Here is a 22,160-nt window from a genome sequence, read left to right as displayed (position 1 = left end):
AGAGTTTCTCCCGTTTGGCAGAATGTAATGAAGTTTTTAAATAAAAGGATGAGATAAGGTATTAGGAGGCTAGGAAATATTCCTAGTTTTTCACTATTTCATTTCAAAATGTGGGCAAGTTAACAATTATTTTGGTGCCATTTTTGGTTGTCAGTGTCCAATCCCCGCCTAAGGCGCGAACTCGCTCTTCAATTCCTCGTAAACCGAAGCCTGATGTACGTTTGCTAAAAGGAATGCCTACGCCATTATCATCCACCATGAGCTGTATCGAGTCACCTTGCTGATTGAGCGTAATGTGGATTTTTGTGGCTTTCGCATGTTTGCTAATGTTATTCAGCAGTTCCTGAACCAGACGATAAAGGGTGAACAGTACCGTGTCGTTGGCTGGGGTTTCGGTTAGTCCATAATGAAAGTCACATTGAATATTATTTTCTTCAAACGCGAATTCACCGATTAAATGAGTGAGGGCATTTTCGAGGGACATTTCATCTAGCACTGGGGGGCGCAATTGACGTAATAGATGACGGGTAGCTTGGTGAATTTGTAGTGCAAGCTCATTGATTTGACTCGCCGCGTTATAGCTCAGATCGTTGGTCGCTGTTTTTTTCACTAGCATTGATTGGATCTGAATGGCGGTAATGTTCTGCCCAATTTCATCATGGAGCTCACGGGCGATATCTTTTTTTACATCTTCTTCAGTGTGAACCAGTTGGCGCATCAGGTCGCGACGTGCATGAAGTTCTTGCTCTAACCGCTGGCGATAACGTTGCAAGTTGCTGGATAGCTGTTTTTGGCGGCTGATAGCAATCCCGAGCCCAATGCCAATTAAAGCTTGAGAGCTTAAAAAAAGTTGGAGCTCTTGAAGATCAACAAACGCCCCATGGAATTGTCTGGCAAACGTGATGATTAAACTGCCTAACAGTGCGGACAGCACACCACCTTGCCAGCCATAGCGATAAGCCATAAAAATATTGGGAATAAAAACTAATAAAACAATGAGTTGTTCAATTTCAGGGGCGAAGAAAATCTGGGCGCTTAAACCGACCAGACAAAAAAGGAAACACCATATAATCAATGAAGTACGTAATTGTTTATCCGTTGTACCGTAGTCGAGGAGCATATGGTAATGCTGTTCATGCAGATATTCATAAATCAGATATACAAAGGGGGATAACAAGATTCCACCCGTAAATGTCGTGAGAAACAGTTGGCTAATAGAGTATTGGGAGAGTAGTCCGAACAGTAAGGCACTCAGAACACTATTGGCGGCAACGCCAGCTAGTAGCAAAATAAGTCGTTGCCAGTAAAGGGTATATCGCCACCAAATATTCTGGATAACGATTGCAACAAGCAAACTTAATAGCGGCGATAATAACAAAATAGGCTGTGTTACTAATTGCTCTTCAGCGAGCCAGTAAGTGAGTAGCCCTTCAGCAAGTAAAACAGTTGGCCAGTAGCGACGCCATAATAAAATCATTAAGGTTAAGCGTAAGGCTTGGGGAAGAAATAACGTCGCTTGAAAGCTATTTTGGCTGAGATAAAAACCAATAATCCATAATCCCACCCAAATCAGCGAGTAGGTAAATAATAGGAATAGAGACTGTAATCCTAAACGAGCCGCTTTGTTCATGATTATTTACCTTGATGGGATTCGCAGAAATCAGACTACCTAGAAATGATGTTGTGTTCTAACGCGTAATGCACTAAATCAATAGTGCTTTCACATTGTAATTTGCCAAGAACATTGGCACGGTGTACATGCACTGTTTTATGGCTCAGGTTTAATTGTTCTGCAATCACTTTTACGCTGAGCCCTGCGACCAGCAAGTTAAAAACTTCGCGCTCACGGTTGGTCAGTTCTTGAATGCCTTGTTTCTGTTGGGGTGTTTGGCGTAATGCGCGCATGGCATCGGCGCATAAGTAGCATCCACCTTGGTATACTGAGCGAACCGCTTGCACTAACTCTTCGGGTCCGCAGCATTTGGTGAGATAGGCACTGGCACCTGCATCTAGTGCACTTTGTACAAAGGCAGGAGTATCATAGATACTTAAAATTATGGTACGAAAATCGGGCTTTTTTTTACGTAAGCGAGTTAGCAGTTGTAAACCGCTCTCATCGGGCATTGAAATATCCATAATTGCCACGTCAATATCGAGGCTAATTAGGTGCGGCCATGCTTCTTGTGCACTCGCATATTGCCCCACGATACTAATGTCAGGTTCTAACGTTAGTAATTGAGCAAAACCGGAGCGAACAACAATATGGTCATCAATAAGGGCTATTTTTATCATTGTAATATCGAGAGTAAGTAGGAGACCATTTGCCAGTCTTATATCAATATAGGGATGGATAAGCTAGCGGAATAACATAAAATTCTGACGTACATCAGAAATGAAACGCGCAGGATCATAGCGATAATAAATGGGATGGCAATATTTTATTTGGTCGAATACGGTGTTTTCCCTCGGAAAAAAACAGCATTTGCTTAAGGACAATACACTCGCCACTAAAATACAGCAAAAGCGAGTGGGGAATACAATTAGCCAATTTGCGCTTCTAAAATGGATAAGTCACAGTCAGTTTTGAGGATATTCGTGGTTTTTAAGCCAGCCTGCTGCAATAGTATCTCCAGTTCTTCTTGGGTACGCTCATCGGCACCAATGATCAAGTGGGAACAAAGTAGACCAAGATTTTTACCAAAATTTGGCTGATTATCGTGGTTAAGATGAATATCGATTAACAACACTTTTGATGTTTTGGTCATCGACTGGCGAATAGTGGTCAGTATTTGAATTAGATGATCATCATCCCAGTCTCGGCAAATAGATTTCAGTAAATAAAAATCAGCACTCGGGACTTTTTCAAAGAAAGATCCATTCTCTATTTTCCAGCGGCTATCATCATTTAGCTTATGCAGGATATGTTTATCAGTTACTGCTTTCATGTCAAAGAGAACGCCTTCGGTTTTTGGATTAGCGTCTAATACTCCAAGAAGTAAACCGCCAGTCCCCCCGCCAATATCGGCAATCAGACTATTTTCTGGGAAAGGGTATTTTGCGGTGATAAATGGATTTTCTAGGGTAGAAAATGAGGCCATTCCATCGTGAAAATTATGGGGAAGGTTGGCATTTCTTTCCCAATACTCAAAAAAGCTCTCTCCAAAAATACGTTTAAAAATCGGTTCTCCAAGCGTCATTTCGGCAACGTGTAAAGAGGGCTCCCAAAGCGTTTTGTCGGTTAACATTAGCACAGCCTTATGGAGAGAGTGAGGGTGATCGGCTAAGAGAAACTCAGCCTCCGGTGTCATGGCAAATTGATGTTTATCGACAGCAGTAAAAATGTTTTGTGTCGCGAGTAACCGTAATATTTTATGGATCATTGTGGCATTAGCTTCTATTTTTTGTGCAATTTGCTTAGCGGTTTGGGGGCCGTCTTGTAGGTGTTCAGCAAGTTTGAGTTTTATAGCTGCACGTAACGCAGCTTGAAAGATAAAACCGACTGACTTATGGAGTAAGCGAATACCGGGTTCTAAATGTGATAAAGGTTGAGATGAGGGTAAAGACATATAATCTCCGGATGTTGATGGGCAGAATGTTGAGTGGATATGTGAAGTATTGTTGGAATAGGAAAAACCTTCAAAATCATAAATTAACTTGATTGGTATAAAAATGATGTCGTTGTTGTTCATCTGGCTCTCAAACCAGCATTCAGTTAAATCAAATAACGATGTCTAAAATTAGCGACAAACAGCGATTGACGCTGTCGCCAAAAGGAGACATTTATCCCATTGATAAATAATGATTTTAAAAATCAGGGTATTCACTGTCTTGAATTGGAGACAGATCGGTAGGAGATAACGAGAAATTTTCATCCTTCACAGTGAGTCAGAGAAAGTATGAATAGATAAAAAAATAAAAACGCAATAAAAACAGAAGATTAAAAAATGGTTTGAAAAGTTGGCACGGGTTGTGCATAATATCAATCAGTTGCTCATTCAACTGCTTATGTAGGTCCAAGCTTGTAGAGATTCAAGCAATTGGGAACATACCACATAAAACCCGAATGACGCCAAAGTAAGGTGCCTACCGTCCAATATCATCGATATTCGCTTTCGAGCTTTATCAAACACAGGGCGACACGTTGAGTGAGGCACCACCTATATGATTATCTTTAATGAAAGACATAATCATATAAAAAAATCAGACATTTATAGTCAATGTCGAACATCGCTGGCGGAGGAAAGACGCAATTCTTTCCTCCGCCTTCCCATTTCTAGCGCCTCGATCTCTTCAAACTCATGTTTATCTATTGACGTGTTTTAATCCTTATATATTTAATCTATTTATCTGAAATTATTCACATTTCATGCAACTTCTTGGCATGTTCATTGCTATCTATCTGTACACTCGTTTGGCAATCATCAATGCAAACAGCGCTTTTCGCATTAAGCGGAGTTCTGCTAACATTGAATTACATATAAATAGGTATGAGATGAATGCGTTGAGTAAATTGCGCCTTTTCCCGCGCTCATTGCGGCAGTTAGTGGTTATGGCATTTTGGCTGGTACTTTTGCCATTGCTGGTATTGGCTTATCAAGCCTACCAGAGCTTAGAACAACTGAGTAATCAAGCGGCAGAAATTAATAAAACCACATTACTTGATGCGCGGCGCAGTGAAGCGATGAGTAGCCTTGCGCTCGAAATGGAACGTAGTTATCGTCAATATTGCGTGTTGCAGGACAAAGCATTGCAGACACAATACCAAAAACAATTTGCTGACTATGAACAAATGCTTGAGCGTCAGAAAACAATCTTGCCTGAAACACCTGAGCTACTTGGATTATCAGCTGGCTTACAGAAGCTCACTGCGATTAGTTGTGAAAATAATGAACCGACAGAATCAACCACTAAAGTTTTAGAGCAATTTTCTGCGCAAAATACTGCGGTTGTACAGCAGACTCGCGAAGTGATCTTCAGCCGTGGTGAACAACTCCAAAAAGCCATTGCTAGCAAAGGGCAGCTATTTGGTTGGCAAACTCTGCTGCTTTTTTTACTGAGTGCATTATTGGTCACATTATTTACTCGTATGATCATCGGTCCGGTTAAAATCATTGAGCGAATGATTAACCGTTTAGGGACTGGGCTGACACTTGAGAATGATACCGACCGCTTTAAGGGTCCAAGAGAGCTACGAATCATTGCTCAACGTATTATTTGGTTAAGCGAACGCCTTGCGTGGTTAGAGTCGCAGCGCCATGAATTTTTACGCCATATTTCCCATGAATTGAAAACGCCTCTAGCCAGTATGCGCGAAGGGACTGAGTTATTGGCTGACGAGGTGGCGGGACCTTTAACCAGTTCGCAAAAAGAGGTTGTGGAAATTCTGGATCAAAGCAGCAAGCATCTTCAGCAACTTATTGAACAGCTTCTTGACTATAATCGAAAACTCGTTGATGAACCGCCAGTTGCCCAGCAGGTGGACTTGAAAAAGCTGATAAAAGACATTGTTAATGCGCATAATTTACCTGCGAGAGCAAAAAATATTACGACAGAAGTCCGCTTAAAAGTAGAAAGTTGCCTTGCGGAACCAACCTTACTCGGAAGGGTTATTGATAATATCTACTCCAATGCGGTGCACTATGGTGGCGAATCAGGTAATATTTGGATTTCAAGCCGCAGAACGGGAAATAAATTACTCATTGAAGTTGCCAATACTGGCACGCCTATTCCTGAATCTGAGCAGAATATGATTTTTGAACCTTTCTACCAAGGCAGCCTCCAAAGAAAAGGAGCTGTCAAAGGAAGTGGATTAGGGCTGAGCATTGCGCAAGATTGTATTAAGCAAATGGGCGGTGAGTTATCATTAGTGCCGCATAAATCAGCAGATGTTTGCTTCCGAATTGAACTGCCTTTAACCGCAGAGAATGAATAATAATGCAAAACAGGTCTACAGATTTCTTGGCAGTATTGTGTAATACAATATTGTTGAAGACAAAATTAACCTCAATTCGCCGTGGGAGCTGTGTTAAGCCTTCCCGCGTCGGAACGCCTTTGGGAATGCTTTTATTCTCACTTATTTTAACTGGCTGTGTTGCGAAGAACGGACAATCTCCATTAGACACCTTAGCGAAAGTGGTGATCCCTGAAGTGAAAACAACGGATTATCGCTACGCTTCTTGCGAATCCATCTGGGAAAACCAAGAGCCTACCTCGCAGGAAAATGCCCTCTATTGGTTACGAATGATGGGTTGTGTAGACAGAATGGATGCCGATAAAGCACGCGCAGAAGCGGCAAAAATAGAGGTGAATAATTGGTCAACTTCATTCACGAAAAATATTCTATTAGGTTCCGCGGAACCCACCATTGCTGAACGTCGCCAGATGTTGGATAGCATTAATACCTATAGCTTGAGTTTCCCAACGCCTATTCGGCCATTGCTGCAATTATGGCGTGAACAGCAGGTTCAACAGATTAATCTAGCGGATGCGAACGCGCGGTATAAGCGTATGCAGCAAGAGATGGATGGAAAACTTGACCGTCTAAAAGAAGATAACGCTAAGCTACGTTTCGAGCTTGATAATACCTCCCGCAAGTTAGAAAACCTGACGGATATCGAACGTCAGCTCTCTTCACGCAAAAAAAATGCGAATGAAGCCGAAAAAGAAGATGAAGCGGCTGTCTCTGCCCCCGCGGAGACAACGCCAGCACCTACCGAACAGAATTCCTCGGAGAATAAAACACAATGACCAGCCGTAAGTCAGCTAACTTACTTTTGGTGGATGATGATCCCAGCCTGTTAAAATTGCTTGGAATGCGTCTAAGTAGTGAAGGATTTAAAGTCTCAACAGCAGAAAGCGGACCTGAAGCGCTAAAATTACTGCAAAAAGAAAAAATTGACTTAGTCATTAGCGATTTACGCATGGACGAGATGGATGGTATGGCACTGTTTGATGAAGTGCAAAAAGCCCATCCCAACCTTCCTGTGATTATCTTAACCGCTCATGGCTCGATTCCCGATGCAGTGGCAGCGACTCAACGCGGTGTATTTAGTTTCTTAACGAAACCTGTTGATAAAGACGCACTCTACAAAGCCATTGATGAAGCGCTAGCGTTGTCATCAACGCCAATAAGTGATGTAGAGTGGAACTCGGGTATTGTGACTCGCAGCCCACTCATGATCCGTCTGCTTGAGCAGGCTCACATGGTGGCTCAGTCTGATGTCAGTGTGCTCATCAATGGGCAAAGTGGTACAGGTAAAGAAGTATTAGCGCAAGCTATTCACAAGGTGAGCCCTCGTGCTCATAAGCCGTTTATTGCGATTAACTGTGGTGCGCTGCCTGAACAATTACTTGAATCTGAACTGTTTGGACATGCTAAAGGCGCATTTACGGGAGCGGTGAGTAGCCGTGAAGGGCTATTTTTTGCAGCCAGCGGCGGTACGCTCTTTTTAGATGAGATTGGTGATATGCCAATGCCACTTCAAGTGAAATTACTGCGTGTTTTGCAGGAGCGAAAAGTACGCCCTTTGGGAAGTAACCGAGATTTAGATATTGATGTGCGGATCATTTCTGCTACTCACCGTAACTTACCTAAAGCAATGGAAAAAAATGAGTTTCGTGAAGATCTCTATTATCGCTTGAATGTGGTGAACTTACGGATCCCTGCATTAAATGAACGCGCTGAAGATATTCCATTATTAGCAAATCATTTATTACGTGAAGCTGCGAACCGGCATAAGCCTTTTGTGCGCAGCTTTTCGAGTGATGCGATGAAGTGTTTGATCACTGCAAGTTGGCCCGGAAATGTGCGTCAATTAGTCAACGTGATTGAGCAATGTGTTGCATTAACAACATCCCCAGTAATTAGTGAAGCCTTGGTTAGCCAAGCATTAGAAGGGGAGAATACGGCGTTACCGACCTTTGTAGAAGCGCGTAACCAATTTGAATTGAATTATCTGCGTAAGTTATTGCAGATGACAAAAGGCAACGTGACCCAAGCTGCACGTATGGCGGGACGCAACCGTACCGAGTTTTATAAACTACTCGGGCGTCACGATTTAGAAGCGAATGATTTTAAAGAATAAAACCTTTATAGCCTAAAGGATTAAGGGAGAGTAAACACGTTATGAGCCGTAAGCTTAATATCTCACTGGCACAACTTAACTGGCTAGTTGGTGACATTGAAGGCAACTGCGAACGCATGTTGCAAACTGTTGAAGAACAGGGAAAAAATACTGATATTGTCATGTTCTCTGAGCTGGCTCTGACAGGGTATTCCCCTGAAGATTTACTCTTCCGCCACGATTTTGAAGAGCGATGCACTGCGCAATTAAAACGTTTACAACAAGCTAGCAGTCAATGCGGGATCATCGTGGGACATCCGTGGTACGAAGAGAATGAAATTTATAACGCATTATCATTTTTCTACCAAGGCAAGCTATTAGCCCGTTATTTTAAGCAAGAACTGCCTAATTACGGCGTTTTTGATGAGCCTCGTTACTTTACTGCGGCGGAAAAAACGTGCGTGGTGGAATTCAAAGGTTATCAGCTCGGTTTACTGATTTGTGAAGATATTTGGTATGACGAACCCATTGATGCCGTTAAAGGGGCGGGTGCTGACCTCGTATTGACTATCAATGCATCTCCATATGATCTGAATAAAGAACATATTCGTAGTGATCTGCTGGTGGAGCATGCTCAGCGTACCGGTTTGCCGATTGTTTATCTTAACCAAGTGGGTGGACAAGACGAACTCGTATTTGATGGTGGCTCGAAAGTGCTGGCAAACAAAGGCAAGCAAGTCTATCAAATGGTTGAATTTGCAGAGCAAGTGGCGACAGTCACCTTTGAAGATGTGAAATTAGTGACTGAGCAGCCGAAACAGCCTGAAGCGTCTCAAATCGCGCAGGTATATCAAGCATTAGTCTTAGCCACTCGCGATTACATCAATAAAAATGGCTTCAATGGGGCGATTTTAGGACTATCTGGTGGGATTGATTCAGGATTAACCGTGGCGATTGCGGCAGATGCTATTGGGAAAGATCGTGTTCAAGCCGTGATGATGCCATTTCGTTATACGTCAGAAATGAGCATTCATGATGCGAAAGAGCAGGCTGAATTGTTAGGTGTTGAGTTTGATATTGTGTCTATTGAGCCGATGTTTGATGCTTTTATGGCTCAATTACAACCGATGTTTGAGGGAACTCAACCGGATACTACCGAAGAAAACTTACAAGCTCGTTGCCGCGCCGTTATTTTAATGGCGATGTCCAATAAACGCCGCCGCTTAGTGCTGACAACCAGCAATAAAAGTGAGTCAGCAGTAGGGTACTCAACGCTATATGGTGATATGGCAGGTGGCTTTGATGTCCTAAAAGATGTACCGAAAACACTGGTCTTTGAACTGGCTAAATATCGTAATACAATATCGCCGGCAATTCCGCAGCGCGTGATTGATAGACCACCTTCAGCGGAACTCGCGCCAGGTCAGTTGGACCAAGATAGCTTACCACCTTACGATGTGTTAGATGCTATCTTAGACGGTTATGTAGAAAAAGATTTATCTGTGGCTGATCTTATTAAGCTCGGATTTGATAGAGAAATCGTTCGCAAAGTTGTGCGTCTTGTCGATATTAACGAATATAAACGCCGTCAGGCTCCTGTTGGACCACGGATCACAATGCGTAATTTCGGTAAAGATCGTCGTTATCCGATTACCTCAGGTTTTGGCCGGAAAAACTGGTCATAACAGGGACTGAATATGAAAAAAATTGATGCAATTATAAAGCCATTTAAACTTGATGATGTACGCGAGGCTTTAGCCGAAGTGGGGATCACTGGCATGACCGTAACCGAAGTGAAAGGCTTCGGTCGTCAAAAAGGTCACACGGAACTTTATCGTGGTGCAGAATATATGGTCGATTTTTTACCTAAAGTAAAAATCGAGATTGTGGTGCCTGACGATATCGTTGAAAGCTGTGTCGAAACCATCATGCAGACAGCGCAGACTGGCAAAATTGGTGATGGTAAGATTTTTGTGTATGACGTCGCTCGAGTGATCCGTATTCGTACGGGAGAACAGGATGAAGAAGCGATTTAACGATTTCAGTTAATTTGCTAACTTGAACCATTCAAGCTTAGTTATTTGAGTGAAAAGTGCGGTAACGGAATAAATATATCCTACTTGGGATGACAATATATTTATATGCGAGTCCGTTACCGCAAAATGAAAAATAATTTAAATTAAAGTCTTAAAAAACAATTCACTATAATGAATAACTTTCATTAATTCAGTGGCAATACCTTATGAGGACCGAAACACTCATAATGAATGCTATCAGCAGTAACGCCCATCTCAATCAGCTGTTTTCCGACATGTTGCATAAAGCCGACAGGTCCGCAGAAGTAGAATTGCATATTCGGCTGAAGCACTTTGTTTTTCACTTGTGCTAAATCCAGTAATCCGCGGTATTGATAGTCTGTACCCAACTGATCTTGTTGCGTTGGCTGGTTGAACCAAACTGCCGAATGACCTTGCTCATGCTGTGCCATTAGATTGCTAACTTCTTGATCAAATGCGTGAACATCACCATTCTCAGCAGCATGCAGCCAATTGATTGGTGCTGGATGTTGTTGATGTGTGAGATGGTTAAGCATGCTGAGCATTGGGGTTAACCCCACACCTGCAGAAATCAGTGTGACTGGTGTTTGTGGATCGACATCAAGGAAAAAGTCGCCGCAAGGTGGCGCTAAGCGAACGATATCACCTTCATTGAGATGTTGGTGTAAAAAGCCTGATACTGTGCCTTGCTCTTCACGTTTGACCGCTATACGGTAGGTCTTGCCGTTTGGTGCGCTAGTGAGCGAGTACTGACGAATTTCTTGATTTTCAAAGCTATTTTCGTTCAGATAGACGGTAATGTATTGTCCTGGGCGGTAGTCAGCAACGGGGTTTCCATCAACAGGTGTGAATTCAAAACTAGTGATGACTGTGCTTTGTGGCTGCTTTTTAGTCACTCTAAATTCTCTTAAACCTTCCCAACCACCTACTTTTTCAGCATTCTCATGATAAATCGCATTTTCACGATTAATAAAAATATCAGCGAGTACACCGTAAGCTCTGCCCCATGCATCTAAGACTTCCTGACCTGGGCTAAGTAGCTCATCAATTGCAGCTAACAAATTTTCACCAACAATGGGGTAGTGTTCAGGTTTGATATTTAAGCTGACATGCTTCTGAGCAATTTTTTCCACCGCGCCAATCAGGGCTTCAGGGGTTTCAATATGCACAGCATACGCACAAATGGCGTTGAATAAAGCTTCACGCTGATCCCCATTTTTTTGGTGAGTCATATTAAAAATATCTTTCAGTTCTGGATGTTGTTTGAACATCCGGTCATAAAAGTGAGCGGTTAGCTTAGGACCCGTTGCAGCGATAGCGGGGATAGTGGATTTAATTGTGGCGATAGTTTGTTGGTCAAGCATACAGGTGCTCCTGAATTATTTTCATGATTTTATGAATTTACAAACATGTATTTTATATGCAACTTATAATATTTAACGGTAAATGTAAATAATTAACGTGTCAAAAAGTGAGGGAATTCACTGCAAAGTTAGAGGTCGCTTGCAAAGTTAGATATTCATCTCGGTATTATTGAAATATGCACTATTATATTTTGTGTTGTTTAAGGCTATCTGAAAGCAAAAAAATTAATGCAATCGTTTGCGTATATTTTTTCTTAGGGGCTATCTCAATGGCGAAAAAGAGTTTACACTGTCAGTCATTAAGTTGAATTGATTGTTACCTTATTGAATTGCTGAGGCAGGAGAAGCGAATGTTAAAGCGTGAAATGAATATTGCAGATTACGACCCACAACTGTGGGAAGCAATGGAAAAAGAAGTACAACGTCAAGAAGAACACATTGAATTAATTGCTTCTGAAAACTACACCAGCCCACGAGTTATGCAAGCTCAAGGCTCTCAGCTGACCAATAAATATGCGGAAGGTTACCCAACTAAACGTTATTACGGTGGTTGTGAATTTGTTGACGTTGTTGAGCAATTAGCTATCGACCGTGCGAAAGAGTTATTTGGTGCTGATTACGCAAACGTACAGCCACACTCAGGTTCACAAGCTAACGCGGCTGTCTATATGGCACTTCTGCAACCAGGCGACACTGTATTAGGTATGAACCTTGCGCACGGTGGTCACTTAACTCATGGTTCTCCAGTCAACTTCTCCGGTAAGCTGTATAACATCGTTCCTTATGGTATCGATGAAAGCGGTAAAATTGATTACGACGATATCGCTGCACAAGCGAAAAAACACCAACCAAAAATGATCATCGGCGGTTTCTCCGCGTATTCTGGTGTGGTTGATTGGGCAAAAATGCGTGAAATCGCTGATAGCATCGGTGCTTATCTGTTCGTTGATATGGCTCACGTTGCGGGTCTGGTGGCTGCGGGGGTGTATCCTAACCCAGTTCCACATGCTCATGTCGTCACGACGACAACACACAAAACTTTAGCAGGTCCACGCGGTGGTTTGATCCTGGCTAAAGGTGGTGATGAAGATCTGTATAAACGTCTGAACTCTGCGGTATTCCCAGGTTCACAAGGTGGTCCTCTGATGCACGTTATCGCGGGTAAAGCGGTAGCACTGAAAGAAGCGATGGAGCCTGCGTTTAAAACTTACCAACAGCAAGTCGCTAAAAATGCGAAAGCCATGGTGGAAGTTTTCCAACAGCGCGGCTTTAAAGTCGTTTCTGGCGGTACTGAAAACCACCTGTTCTTAGTTGACTTAGTTGACAAAGACATCACAGGTAAAGACGCGGATGCTGCATTGGGTCGCGCAAATATCACTGTGAACAAAAACAGCGTACCTAACGATCCGAAGAGCCCATTTGTAACTTCTGGTGTTCGTATTGGTTCTCCTGCAATTACACGTCGTGGCTTCAATGAAGCAGATGCTCGCGAGCTAGCTGGCTGGATGTGTGATATTCTGGACAACCTCAATGACGAAGCGACCATTGAAGCCGTTAAACAGAAAGTATTAGCTATCTGTAAAAAATACCCAGTTTACGCATAATTTAAACTGATTAGTTATCTAAACCCGCTTCTACATCGTGTAAAAGCGGGTTTTTTGCATTGAAAAAAGGGAGGAGTGATGGTTATCCCATCAACGCGCTGGTTAGCGATTGATTATTTTACCTACTTTTTTGCCTACAGTATTTTCCTACCATTTTGGTCGGTATGGCTGCAAGGTGAGGGTATTGATGCCGAAATGATCGGGTTATTGCTTGGCATAGGGCTCGCGGCGCGTTTTTTAGGTGCAATGTTTATTACTCCTCAAGTCAAAGAACCGTCGAAGTTGATTAATGGTTTGCGATTGCTGGCTGCACTTTCCCTCATTTTTTCAATTGGATTTTCATTCGGCTCTCACTGGGCTTGGTTAATGTTTGTCATGATAGGGTTTAACCTCTTTTTTGCACCGATGGTGCCATTGGGGGACTCATTAGCGGGAACATGGCAGAAGCAATTCACATTTGACTACGGCAAAATTCGTGTTTGGGGCTCCATCGCCTTTATTATTGGCTCATCTTCTATGGGCTATTTTGCGGGAGTATGGGGACATACTTCAATTATGGTCGCACTTGTGATTAGTTGTGCTGCACTATTATTTGGAGCGATGTTAAAACCTGCCATTATGCCAGCAGGGGTAGCTAAAACAGAAGGCACTAATAAGGTCTCATTTAAACAACTGATTGCAGATAAAAACGTCCTGATGTTTCTCATCTGTGTGACATTATTACAAGGCGCTCATGCCGCATATTATGGTTTTGCTTCTTTGTTTTGGAAGGAAGCCGGCTATTCAGATTTGGTGATTGGAAATTTATGGTCACTGGGTGTGGTGGCGGAAGTTATTGTATTTATGTTGAGTCACCGTTTATTCCGCCGCTGGAGCGCTCGAAATTTATTATTATTATCGGCAGTTTGTGGAATTATTCGGTGGGGAATGATGGGGGCATTTACTGCGCTACCTGTATTGATCATCGTGCAAGTTTTACATAGCGGCACGTTTACGGTATGTCACTTAGCGGCGATGCGCTTTATCAGTGCACGTAAAGAGAATGAAATCATTCCGTTGCAAGGTGCATACTCGGCATTAGCAACAGGAGGCGGGCTTGCGGTGATTACCATCATGGTCGGTTATATATATGAACGCATGCCTGATCAACATGGTGTTGTATTTTACTTGATGGCGCTGTTGGCTGTACCTGCATTATTTATTCGCCCAAAAGTGAGTGTTCAAGCGTAACAAACAACATTATGAAAGATAAAAAGGCGCTGAGGTTTATAACCTAGCGCCTTTTTTATCTGTCTTGAATTCTGCGGGAATTAGCGTTTTAACGCTTCAGATAATTCATCTTTCATTGCAGCCAAAATATCGCGAACAACGCGTGGGCTACCTGCAACTAAGTTGCCTGATGCTAAATAGTTATGACCACCAACGAAGTCAGTCATGATCCCACCTGCTTCACGCATGATAAGCTCACCACCTAAGAAATCCCATGGTTTTAAGCCGATTTCAAAGTAAGCATCAACACGACCCGCCGCCACGTAGCATAAATCCAGAGCAGCAGAACCTGTGCGACGGAAATCAGCGCACTGTTCAAACATTTTGCCCATGATATTCATGTAGATAGGTGCATGTTGTTTGTGTTTGAATGGGAAGCCAGTTGCAACAACTGCGCCTTCAAGATCACGTTTCTCAGCCATACGTAAACGGTAGCCGTTCATTTGAGCGCCTTGACCGCGTACAGCAGTAAATAATTCGTTACGCATTGGGTCATAGACAGCGGCAACTTCTGTACGACCTTTAACGCGTACAGCGATAGAAACTGAGAAGTGAGGGAGACGTTTTGTAAAATTGGTGGTGCCATCCAGTGGATCGATTACCCATTGAATATCATCATCTTTACCTAATAATTCACCACTTTCTTCAGTGATGATTGTGTGGTCTGGGTAAGATTTACGAATAATATCAACGATGATTTGTTCAGCGTCTCGGTCAACGTTAGTGACGAAATCGTTAGAACCCTTTTGGGTTACAGTCACATTCTGAGGGTCTTCATAGTTTTTAGCTATGTAATTACCAGCCTTACGTGCAGCACGTATGGCGATGTTAAGCATCGGATGCATGGGTATTTTCCACTGGGATGTTAAAGAACGAAAAACAAGAGACGCAAAGTATATAGATGTTCGTCACAATAAGCAATTTTGTGTTAGACTCTTGCGATTAATTTTTCATGATAATGTATAAACCATGCTAGAAAATATCCGTATCGTTCTTGTTGAAACCTCACACACTGGCAATATGGGCTCAACGGCCCGCGCAATGAAAACAATGGGGCTTTCAAACCTTTATTTAGTCAACCCACTTGTTGAACCTGATTCTCACTCTATCGCATTATCAGCGGGAGCGAGTGATGTTATCGGTAATGCCAAAGTCGTGAAATCTCTCGATGAGGCGCTGGAAGGGTGCAAACTGGTTATTGGCACCAGTGCACGTTCTCGTACGCTTTCTTGGCCAATGGTTGAGCCTCGTGAATGTGGCGTAAAATCGGTTGAACAAGCTAAAGATGCACCCGTTGCCATTGTTTTTGGTCGTGAAAGAGTCGGCTTAACTAACGAAGAATTGCAAAGATGTAATTATCATCTTTATATTCCGACTAACCCTGAATATGGTTCGTTGAACTTGGCGATGGCGGTACAGTTGGTCAGCTACGAAATCCGCATGGCGTATTTGGCAATTGCTGAAAAAAATACGCAAACATCAGTGGATGATGAGGTAGAATACCCACCTGCTGAAGATTTAGAGCGTTTTTACGTTCATCTTGAAAGCGTATTGAATGAATCCGGCTTTATTCGCAAGGCGCACCCAGGGTTAATTATGAATAAACTACGACGTTTATTTACCCGTGCCCATGTAGAAACTCAAGAGTTGCATATTCTTCGTGGCATTTTGACTTCAATGGAAAAATGGGCGAAAAAATGAGGTTAATGCTGTGGTAAAGTGAACAGAATACTTGAGTAAATTAGTCAGGTAAATAGTTGACCAAATTACTCAAGTATGTCACAATTATTGCATATTTTACCACGGAGTATTTATGTTATGAGACTCACTTCTAAAGGGCGTTACGCAGTAACTGCGATGTTAGATGTCGCGTTACATTCTCAGACAGGTCCAGTACCTTTAGCTGACATTTCTGAACGTCAGGGAATTTCCCTCTCTTATCTTGAGCAACTCTTCTCTCGTTTACGTAAAAACGATTTAGTTTCTAGTGTGCGCGGTCCTGGTGGTGGTTATCTGCTTGGGCGTGACGCAGACCAAATTTTTGTTGCTGAAGTAATTGCTGCGGTTGATGAATCCGTTGATGCGACTCGTTGTCAGGGTAATAAAGAAGGTTGTCAAAATGGTGACCGTTGCTTAACTCACGCATTATGGCGTGACCTAAGTGACAGAATTACAAGTTTCCTCAGTAGCATTAGCCTTGATGAATTAGTTAAAAATCAAGAGGTTATGGATGTTGCTGACAGGCAAGATAATGAAAAGCGTAAAACGATGCTAAACGGCATTACGCCAGAATCCATTATCAATATTCGTGCCTAATAGTTCGTATCTAACATAAAGATAGATTATAAATTGCAGTCGATCACCAAATAGTGAAAAAGCCCAGTTATAGCGGTTTCCACTCTTGGGGTCATTAAAAAATTAAAGGCAAAGTTGTCTTGTCCTTTGGAGTATGTGAGCAATGAAATTACCGATTTATCTAGATTATTCAGCTACAACGCCAGTTGACCCACGCGTTGCTGAAAAAATGATGCAATGTTTAACAATGGATGGGAATTTTGGTAACCCAGCATCTCGTTCACACCGTTTCGGCTGGCAAGCTGAGGAAGCGGTAGATATTGCACGTAATCAAATCGCTGAATTAGTGAATGCGGATCCGCGTGAAATCGTTTTCACATCAGGTGCAACAGAATCTGATAACTTAGCTATCAAAGGTGCAGCCCAATTTTATCAGAAGAAAGGCAAGCACATCATCACATGTAAAACAGAGCACAAAGCTGTTCTGGATACATGCCGCCAATTAGAGCGCGAAGGTTTTGAAGTGACTTACTTAGCACCTCAAAGCAACGGCTTAATCGACCTGAAAGAGTTAGAAGCGGCAATGCGTGAAGATACTATTTTAGTGTCAATCATGCATGTGAATAACGAAATTGGTATTGTTCAGGATATTGCTGCAATTGGCGAATTATGTCGCAGCCGCGGTATCGTATTCCATGTGGATGCGACACAAAGTGTAGGTAAATTACCTATCGATTTGTCAGCATTAAAAGTTGACTTAATGTCATTCTCTGCTCACAAACTATACGGACCAATGGGTATCGGCGCGCTGTATGTTCGTCGTAAACCGCGTATCCGTTTAGAAGCGCAGCAACACGGCGGTGGTCATGAACGTGGTATGCGTTCAGGAACATTACCTGTTCACCAAATCGTGGGTATGGGCGAAGCGTATCGCATCGCTAAAGAAGAAATGGCTCAAGAATCTGAACGTCTGCGTGGGTTACGCTTACGTTTATGGAACGGTATCAAAGATATCGAAGAAGTTTACCTGAACGGTGACTTAGAAAATGGTGCGCCGCACATTCTTAACGTCAGCTTCAACTATGTTGAAGGTGAATCATTAATGATGTCGTTGAAAGACCTAGCAGTTTCCTCTGGTTCCGCTTGTACATCTGCAAGTTTAGAACCTTCTTATGTGCTGCGTGCTTTAGGTATGAATGACGAACTGGCTCATAGCTCAATTCGCTTCTCTTTAGGTCGCTTTACCACAGAAGAAGAAATTGACTATGCAATCAAACAGATTCATGGTGCAATCGGCCATTTACGCGAGCTGTCTCCTTTATGGGATATGTTTAAAGCAGGCGTGGATCTTAACAGCATCGAATGGTCTCACCATTAATCAGACAGTTTTAGGAGTTTAAGAATGGCTTACAGCGAAAAAGTTATCGATCATTATGAAAATCCACGTAACGTTGGTTCATTTGATAACAATGACCCAAGCGTGGGTAGCGGTATGGTGGGTGCACCTGCTTGTGGTGACGTCATGAAATTGCAAATTAAAGTCAATGATGATGGTATTATCGAAGATGCACGCTTTAAAACTTATGGTTGCGGTTCTGCGATTGCATCAAGTTCACTGGTTACAGAGTGGATGAAAGGCAAAAGTTTAGACGAAGCCGAGTCAATCAAAAATACAGCAATCGCTGAAGAGTTAGAATTACCACCAGTGAAAATTCACTGTTCAATTCTGGCTGAAGATGCAATTAAAGCTGCTATTGCTGATTATAAAAGCAAACGCCAAAGCAAATAATAGATAAATATCAGTAAGTAAGAGCTATTTCTTAGATTATATTAACAACAAAATATATAGCTCAGTTACTGATAAATAAGCTCAAATTAATTAAAGATGTATTTATTATGCAACTTTAAATATAATGAGTTGTACCGATGATTTGAAGGCGGATGCTAATAATTTCTAGCATCTGCCTTGTTTGTTTCTAAAGTGAGGTTTGCAATGTCGATTTCTCTTACAGAAAGTGCAGCGCAACGAATTCAATCGTTCTTGAAAAATCGTGGTAAAGGCGAAGGTTTGCGCTTAGGTGTAAGAACTTCAGGTTGCTCAGGAATGGCATACGTGCTTGAATTTGCTGACGTAATTAATGAAGAAGACACCGTTTTTGAAGATAAGGGTGTTAAGGTCATCGTCGATGGCAAAAGCATGGTTTATTTAGACGGCACTGAGCTGGATTTTGTGAAAGAAGGCTTAAATGAAGGGTTTAAATTTAATAACCCTAACGTTAACAGTGAATGCGGATGCGGTGAAAGTTTTCACGTATAATGTCTTTAAATGAGCATGACTTTGACCAATGTAACTAATGCAGCGCTAATAACCACATGATTTTTAGCAAAACTTAGCGACATTGGTACCCGGTTCGAGAAACTGAGCACTTATGGATTACTTTACTCTCTTTGGGTTAACCCCTAAATATGCGATTGATAGTGAGCAACTCACACATCGCTTTCAAGAATTACAGCGACAATATCACCCCGATCGCTTTGCTACCTGTTCAGAACAGGAAAAAATGCAGGCACTTCAGCATGCTGCAACTATCAATGCGGCATATCAATCGCTTCGTCATCCGCTAAAACGTGCGGAATATATGCTGTTATTGCAAGGTTATGACATTAATAACGAACAACATACCTTACATGACACCGCATTTTTGATGGAGCAACTCGAATTACGCGAAGAGTTAGATAACATCGAAAACAGTGCTCAACCTCTTGAGCAGCTGTCTGTTTTTATGAAAAACGTCAAACAAATGCAACAGACTCGTAGCGCTTTGATGGTCTCTGAACTCGACTCTATGCAGTGGGAAAAAGCCGCTGATACCGTCCGAAAATTGCGTTTTCTCGATAAGTTACAGCAACAAGCTGAGCAACTCGAAGAACGGTTACTAGACGACTTTTAAGAGAAAACGATTATGTCTTTATTACAAATAAGTGAACCGGGAATGACCGCTGCACCGCACCAACGTAAATTGGCGGCGGGCATCGATCTTGGTACAACACATTCATTGATTGCGACGGTTCGTAGTGGTGAAGCTGCGGTGTTACCCGATGAACACGGTCGTTATCTGCTACCTTCAATCGTGAACTATCAAACGGATAATCGTATTGTCGGCTGGGAAGCAAAACAACTTTCTGAGCAAGACCCAGTGAACACTGTCATTTCTGTAAAACGAATGATGGGGCGCTCATTGGTTGATATTCAAGCTCGTTATCCAAATTTACCTTATCAGCTGACAGCTAGCGAAAATGGTTTGCCTTTTATCCAAACGGCTGCCGGGCAAGTCGATCCAATTCAAGTTTCTGCTGATATTTTAAAAACGCTAGCAAAGCGAGCAGAGCAAACGCTTGGCGGAGAAATGGATGGTGTCGTGATCACTGTTCCAGCTTATTTTGATGATGCGCAGCGCCAAGGTACGAAAGATGCTGCTCGTTTAGCGGGATTACATGTTCTACGTTTATTAAACGAACCCACAGCAGCTGCGATAGCTTATGGTTTGGACTCAGGCCAAGAAGGAGTTATCGCGGTTTATGATTTAGGTGGCGGTACCTTTGATGTATCAATTTTACGCTTGAGTCGTGGTGTATTTGAAGTGTTAGCAACCGGTGGAGATACAGCCTTAGGCGGTGATGATTTTGACCATGTGCTAGCTCAATGGATTGCACAGCAAGCGGGACTTTCTGTTCAGGGAGATCACCACTTAACGCGCCAGCTATTGAACATTGCCACTGAAACGAAAATCACGTTAAGTGATGCTGATTCAGCAACGATTACACTGCCAAACTGGCAAGGTAACATCAGCCGTGAAACCTTTGAGTCATTGATTGAAACTCATGTAAAGCGCACCTTAATGGCATGTCGCCGTGCATTAAAAGATGCGGGAGTGGAAAACAGTGATGTTCTGAATGTCGTGATGGTTGGCGGTTCAACTCGCGTCCCATTAGTTCGTAACAAAGTGGGCGAATTTTTTGGTCGTACGCCATTAACCTCTATCGATCCAGATAAAGTTGTGGCAATTGGGGCTGCAATTCAAGCTGATATTTTAGTGGGTAATAAACCTGATAGCGAAATGCTGCTATTAGATGTCATCCCACTTTCATTAGGTTTGGAAACGATGGGCGGCTTAGTGGAAAAAGTGATCCCACGAAATACCACGATCCCTGTGGCTCGCGCGCAAGAATTTACAACCTTTAAAGATGGGCAAACCGCGATGAGCGTTCACGTAGTACAAGGTGAACGTGAAATGGTGGCAGACTGCCGGTCATTAGCCCGTTTTACTCTGCGAGATATTCCGCCAATGGCAGCGGGTGGGGCTCATATTCGTGTCACATTCCAAGTTGATGCAGATGGCTTACTCAGCGTGAGTGCGATGGAGAAATCCACGGGTGTAGCAGCATCGATTCAAGTTAAACCCTCTTACGGTTTAACTGATACTGAAATTTCAACCATGATTAAAGATTCAATGACTAACGCGCAAGAGGATTTGAATGCGCGCCGCTTAGCGGAGCAAAAAGTTGAAGCGGCAAGAGTGCTTGAAAGTTTAACGACTGCATTAGAGCAAGATGCACATTTACTGACTCCAACCGAAGAGTTAGAAATTGATAATGCAGTCAATGAGTTAATCCAAGCAGTAGAAGGCACAGACCCTACTGTTATTGAAAATGCAATTAAACAACTGGATAAGAAATCCCAAGAATTTGCCGCTCGCCGAATGGATGCTTCTATTCGTCAGGCGTTGTCTGGCCATTCTGTGGATGAGATATAATTATGCCTAAAATCGTTTTTTTACCTCATAGTACGTTATGTCCGGAAGGTGCTGTCGTTGAAGCACAAGAGGGCGAATCTATTTTAGACGTAGCACTGCGCAATGGAATTGAAATTGACCACGCCTGCGAAAAGTCCTGTGCATGTACAACTTGTCACTGCATCGTGCGTGAAGGATTCGACTCACTTGAAGAGAGCAGTGAACTCGAAGATGACATGCTAGACAAAGCTTGGGGTCTAGAGCCGGAAAGCCGTTTAAGCTGCCAAGCATTAGTGGCGGATGAAGATCTGGTTGTCGATATTCCGAAGTATACGATTAACCATGCTAGAGAATGAGTTAGCTATGAGCCTAAAATGGACAAACAGTCGTGAAATCGGTGAAGCGCTCTATGATGCTTATCCGGATACAGACCCAAAAACCGTGCGTTTTACCGACATGCATCAATGGATCTGCGATTTAGAAGATTTTGAGGATGACCCTCAAAAATCTAACGAAAAAATCCTTGAAGCCATTTTGTTAGTCTGGCTGGATGAATACGAATAAGATAGTTGGATAAAGCCGGATAGCAATGAATAAATTGCATCCGGTTTTTTTTCATCTGTGATATGACCTATTAGAAAATAAAATGGTCCAAAAGAGCCTATTAATCCGATAGGTACTAAACTCAATATTATGACCATTTTTAGGGTATAGT

Annotated in this window: 21 protein-coding genes; 16 read left to right on the top strand and 5 right to left on the bottom strand. The window is 42.5% G+C overall.

The window, feature by feature from the left end:
• Window positions 1-103: 103 nt before the first annotated feature.
• From PROVALCAL_RS07890 to PROVALCAL_RS07880, 3 genes are all read right to left on the bottom strand, one after another.
• The gene (locus PROVALCAL_RS07890; RefSeq protein WP_006658658.1) at window positions 104-1,630 is read right to left on the bottom strand and encodes an MASE1 domain-containing sensor histidine kinase; all 1,527 of its coding nucleotides are present in this window, start codon (window positions 1,628-1,630) and stop codon (window positions 104-106) included.
• A gap of 35 nt (window positions 1,631-1,665) precedes the next feature.
• Entirely contained in the window at window positions 1,666-2,292 is a 627-nt protein-coding gene (locus PROVALCAL_RS07885) for a response regulator transcription factor (protein WP_006658657.1), read from the bottom strand.
• Window positions 2,293-2,540: 248 nt separating this feature from the next.
• Window positions 2,541-3,566 (bottom strand): methyltransferase, encoded by a 1,026-nt coding sequence (locus tag PROVALCAL_RS07880; RefSeq protein WP_006658655.1) that lies wholly within the window; start codon window positions 3,564-3,566, stop codon window positions 2,541-2,543.
• Between the two features lie 926 nt (window positions 3,567-4,492).
• Between PROVALCAL_RS07880 and PROVALCAL_RS07875 the strand changes: the two genes are divergently transcribed.
• From PROVALCAL_RS07875 to glnB, 5 genes are read left to right on the top strand one after another with little or no spacing between them, the layout of a single operon-like run.
• Complete coding sequence (locus PROVALCAL_RS07875) at window positions 4,493-5,932, top strand: sensor histidine kinase (RefSeq protein ID WP_006661296.1); 1,440 nt, start codon at window positions 4,493-4,495, stop codon at window positions 5,930-5,932.
• Between the two features lie 2 nt (window positions 5,933-5,934).
• Window positions 5,935-6,747, top strand: a complete 813-nt coding sequence (gene qseG / locus PROVALCAL_RS07870; RefSeq protein WP_096759637.1) for a two-component system QseEF-associated lipoprotein QseG — start codon at window positions 5,935-5,937, stop codon at window positions 6,745-6,747.
• On the top strand, window positions 6,744-8,084 hold the full coding sequence (gene glrR, locus PROVALCAL_RS07865) for a two-component system response regulator GlrR (protein ID WP_006658652.1): 1,341 nt from the start codon (window positions 6,744-6,746) through the stop codon (window positions 8,082-8,084). Before qseG ends, glrR begins: the two co-directional genes overlap by 4 nt.
• A gap of 41 nt (window positions 8,085-8,125) precedes the next feature.
• Window positions 8,126-9,748 (top strand): NAD+ synthase, encoded by a 1,623-nt coding sequence (locus tag PROVALCAL_RS07860; protein ID WP_006658651.1) that lies wholly within the window; start codon window positions 8,126-8,128, stop codon window positions 9,746-9,748.
• 12 nt (window positions 9,749-9,760) lie between these two features.
• Entirely contained in the window at window positions 9,761-10,099 is a 339-nt protein-coding gene (gene glnB, locus PROVALCAL_RS07855; protein ID WP_004921424.1) for a nitrogen regulatory protein P-II, read from the top strand.
• A gap of 185 nt (window positions 10,100-10,284) precedes the next feature.
• On the opposite strand, the gene hmpA is transcribed toward glnB, so the two are convergent.
• Window positions 10,285-11,484, bottom strand: coding sequence for an NO-inducible flavohemoprotein (gene hmpA / locus PROVALCAL_RS07850; RefSeq protein WP_006658650.1), 1,200 nt, complete (start codon window positions 11,482-11,484; stop codon window positions 10,285-10,287).
• A gap of 350 nt (window positions 11,485-11,834) precedes the next feature.
• On the opposite strand from hmpA, the gene glyA reads away from it, so the two are divergent.
• Both glyA and PROVALCAL_RS07840 read left to right on the top strand, forming a co-directional pair.
• Window positions 11,835-13,088: a serine hydroxymethyltransferase gene (gene glyA, locus PROVALCAL_RS07845; RefSeq protein WP_006658649.1), complete on the top strand. Its 1,254-nt coding sequence runs from the start codon at window positions 11,835-11,837 to the stop codon at window positions 13,086-13,088.
• A gap of 78 nt (window positions 13,089-13,166) precedes the next feature.
• A complete protein-coding gene (locus PROVALCAL_RS07840; protein WP_006658648.1) occupies window positions 13,167-14,318 on the top strand; it encodes a 3-phenylpropionate MFS transporter in 1,152 nt (383 codons plus the stop codon).
• A gap of 80 nt (window positions 14,319-14,398) precedes the next feature.
• Here PROVALCAL_RS07840 and suhB read toward each other — a convergent pair whose 3' ends face one another.
• Entirely contained in the window at window positions 14,399-15,202 is an 804-nt protein-coding gene (gene suhB / locus PROVALCAL_RS07835; RefSeq protein WP_006658647.1) for an inositol-1-monophosphatase, read from the bottom strand.
• Window positions 15,203-15,326: 124 nt separating this feature from the next.
• On the opposite strand from suhB, the gene trmJ reads away from it, so the two are divergent.
• From trmJ to iscX, 9 genes are all read left to right on the top strand, one after another.
• Entirely contained in the window at window positions 15,327-16,058 is a 732-nt protein-coding gene (gene trmJ, locus PROVALCAL_RS07830) for a tRNA (cytosine(32)/uridine(32)-2'-O)-methyltransferase TrmJ (protein WP_006658646.1), read from the top strand.
• Window positions 16,059-16,175: 117 nt separating this feature from the next.
• The gene (gene iscR, locus PROVALCAL_RS07825; RefSeq protein WP_006658645.1) at window positions 16,176-16,673 is read left to right on the top strand and encodes a Fe-S cluster assembly transcriptional regulator IscR; all 498 of its coding nucleotides are present in this window, start codon (window positions 16,176-16,178) and stop codon (window positions 16,671-16,673) included.
• A 142-nt stretch (window positions 16,674-16,815) separates the two neighbouring features.
• A complete protein-coding gene (locus PROVALCAL_RS07820) occupies window positions 16,816-18,030 on the top strand; it encodes an IscS subfamily cysteine desulfurase (protein WP_006658644.1) in 1,215 nt (404 codons plus the stop codon).
• Between the two features lie 24 nt (window positions 18,031-18,054).
• Window positions 18,055-18,441, top strand: a complete 387-nt coding sequence (gene iscU, locus PROVALCAL_RS07815; protein ID WP_006658643.1) for a Fe-S cluster assembly scaffold IscU — start codon at window positions 18,055-18,057, stop codon at window positions 18,439-18,441.
• 204 nt (window positions 18,442-18,645) lie between these two features.
• The gene (gene iscA / locus PROVALCAL_RS07810; protein WP_006658642.1) at window positions 18,646-18,969 is read left to right on the top strand and encodes an iron-sulfur cluster assembly protein IscA; all 324 of its coding nucleotides are present in this window, start codon (window positions 18,646-18,648) and stop codon (window positions 18,967-18,969) included.
• A 112-nt stretch (window positions 18,970-19,081) separates the two neighbouring features.
• Entirely contained in the window at window positions 19,082-19,603 is a 522-nt protein-coding gene (gene hscB / locus PROVALCAL_RS07805; protein ID WP_006658641.1) for a co-chaperone HscB, read from the top strand.
• A gap of 12 nt (window positions 19,604-19,615) precedes the next feature.
• Window positions 19,616-21,466, top strand: coding sequence for a Fe-S protein assembly chaperone HscA (hscA, locus tag PROVALCAL_RS07800; RefSeq protein WP_006658640.1), 1,851 nt, complete (start codon window positions 19,616-19,618; stop codon window positions 21,464-21,466).
• Between the two features lie 2 nt (window positions 21,467-21,468).
• Window positions 21,469-21,801 carry an ISC system 2Fe-2S type ferredoxin gene (gene fdx / locus PROVALCAL_RS07795; RefSeq protein WP_006658639.1) on the top strand — a complete coding sequence of 111 codons (333 nt, stop codon included), beginning with the start codon at window positions 21,469-21,471 and terminating at the stop codon, window positions 21,799-21,801.
• A 7-nt stretch (window positions 21,802-21,808) separates the two neighbouring features.
• The gene (gene iscX / locus PROVALCAL_RS07790; protein WP_006661301.1) at window positions 21,809-22,009 is read left to right on the top strand and encodes a Fe-S cluster assembly protein IscX; all 201 of its coding nucleotides are present in this window, start codon (window positions 21,809-21,811) and stop codon (window positions 22,007-22,009) included.
• Window positions 22,010-22,160 lie beyond the last annotated feature (151 nt).

Origin of the sequence: Providencia alcalifaciens DSM 30120 (assembly GCF_000173415.1) — a bacterium.
Taxonomy (GTDB): Bacteria; Pseudomonadota; Gammaproteobacteria; order Enterobacterales; family Enterobacteriaceae; genus Providencia; species Providencia alcalifaciens.
Note: the sequence above shows the minus strand (reverse complement) of the source record. Positions and strands in the feature narration are given on the sequence as shown.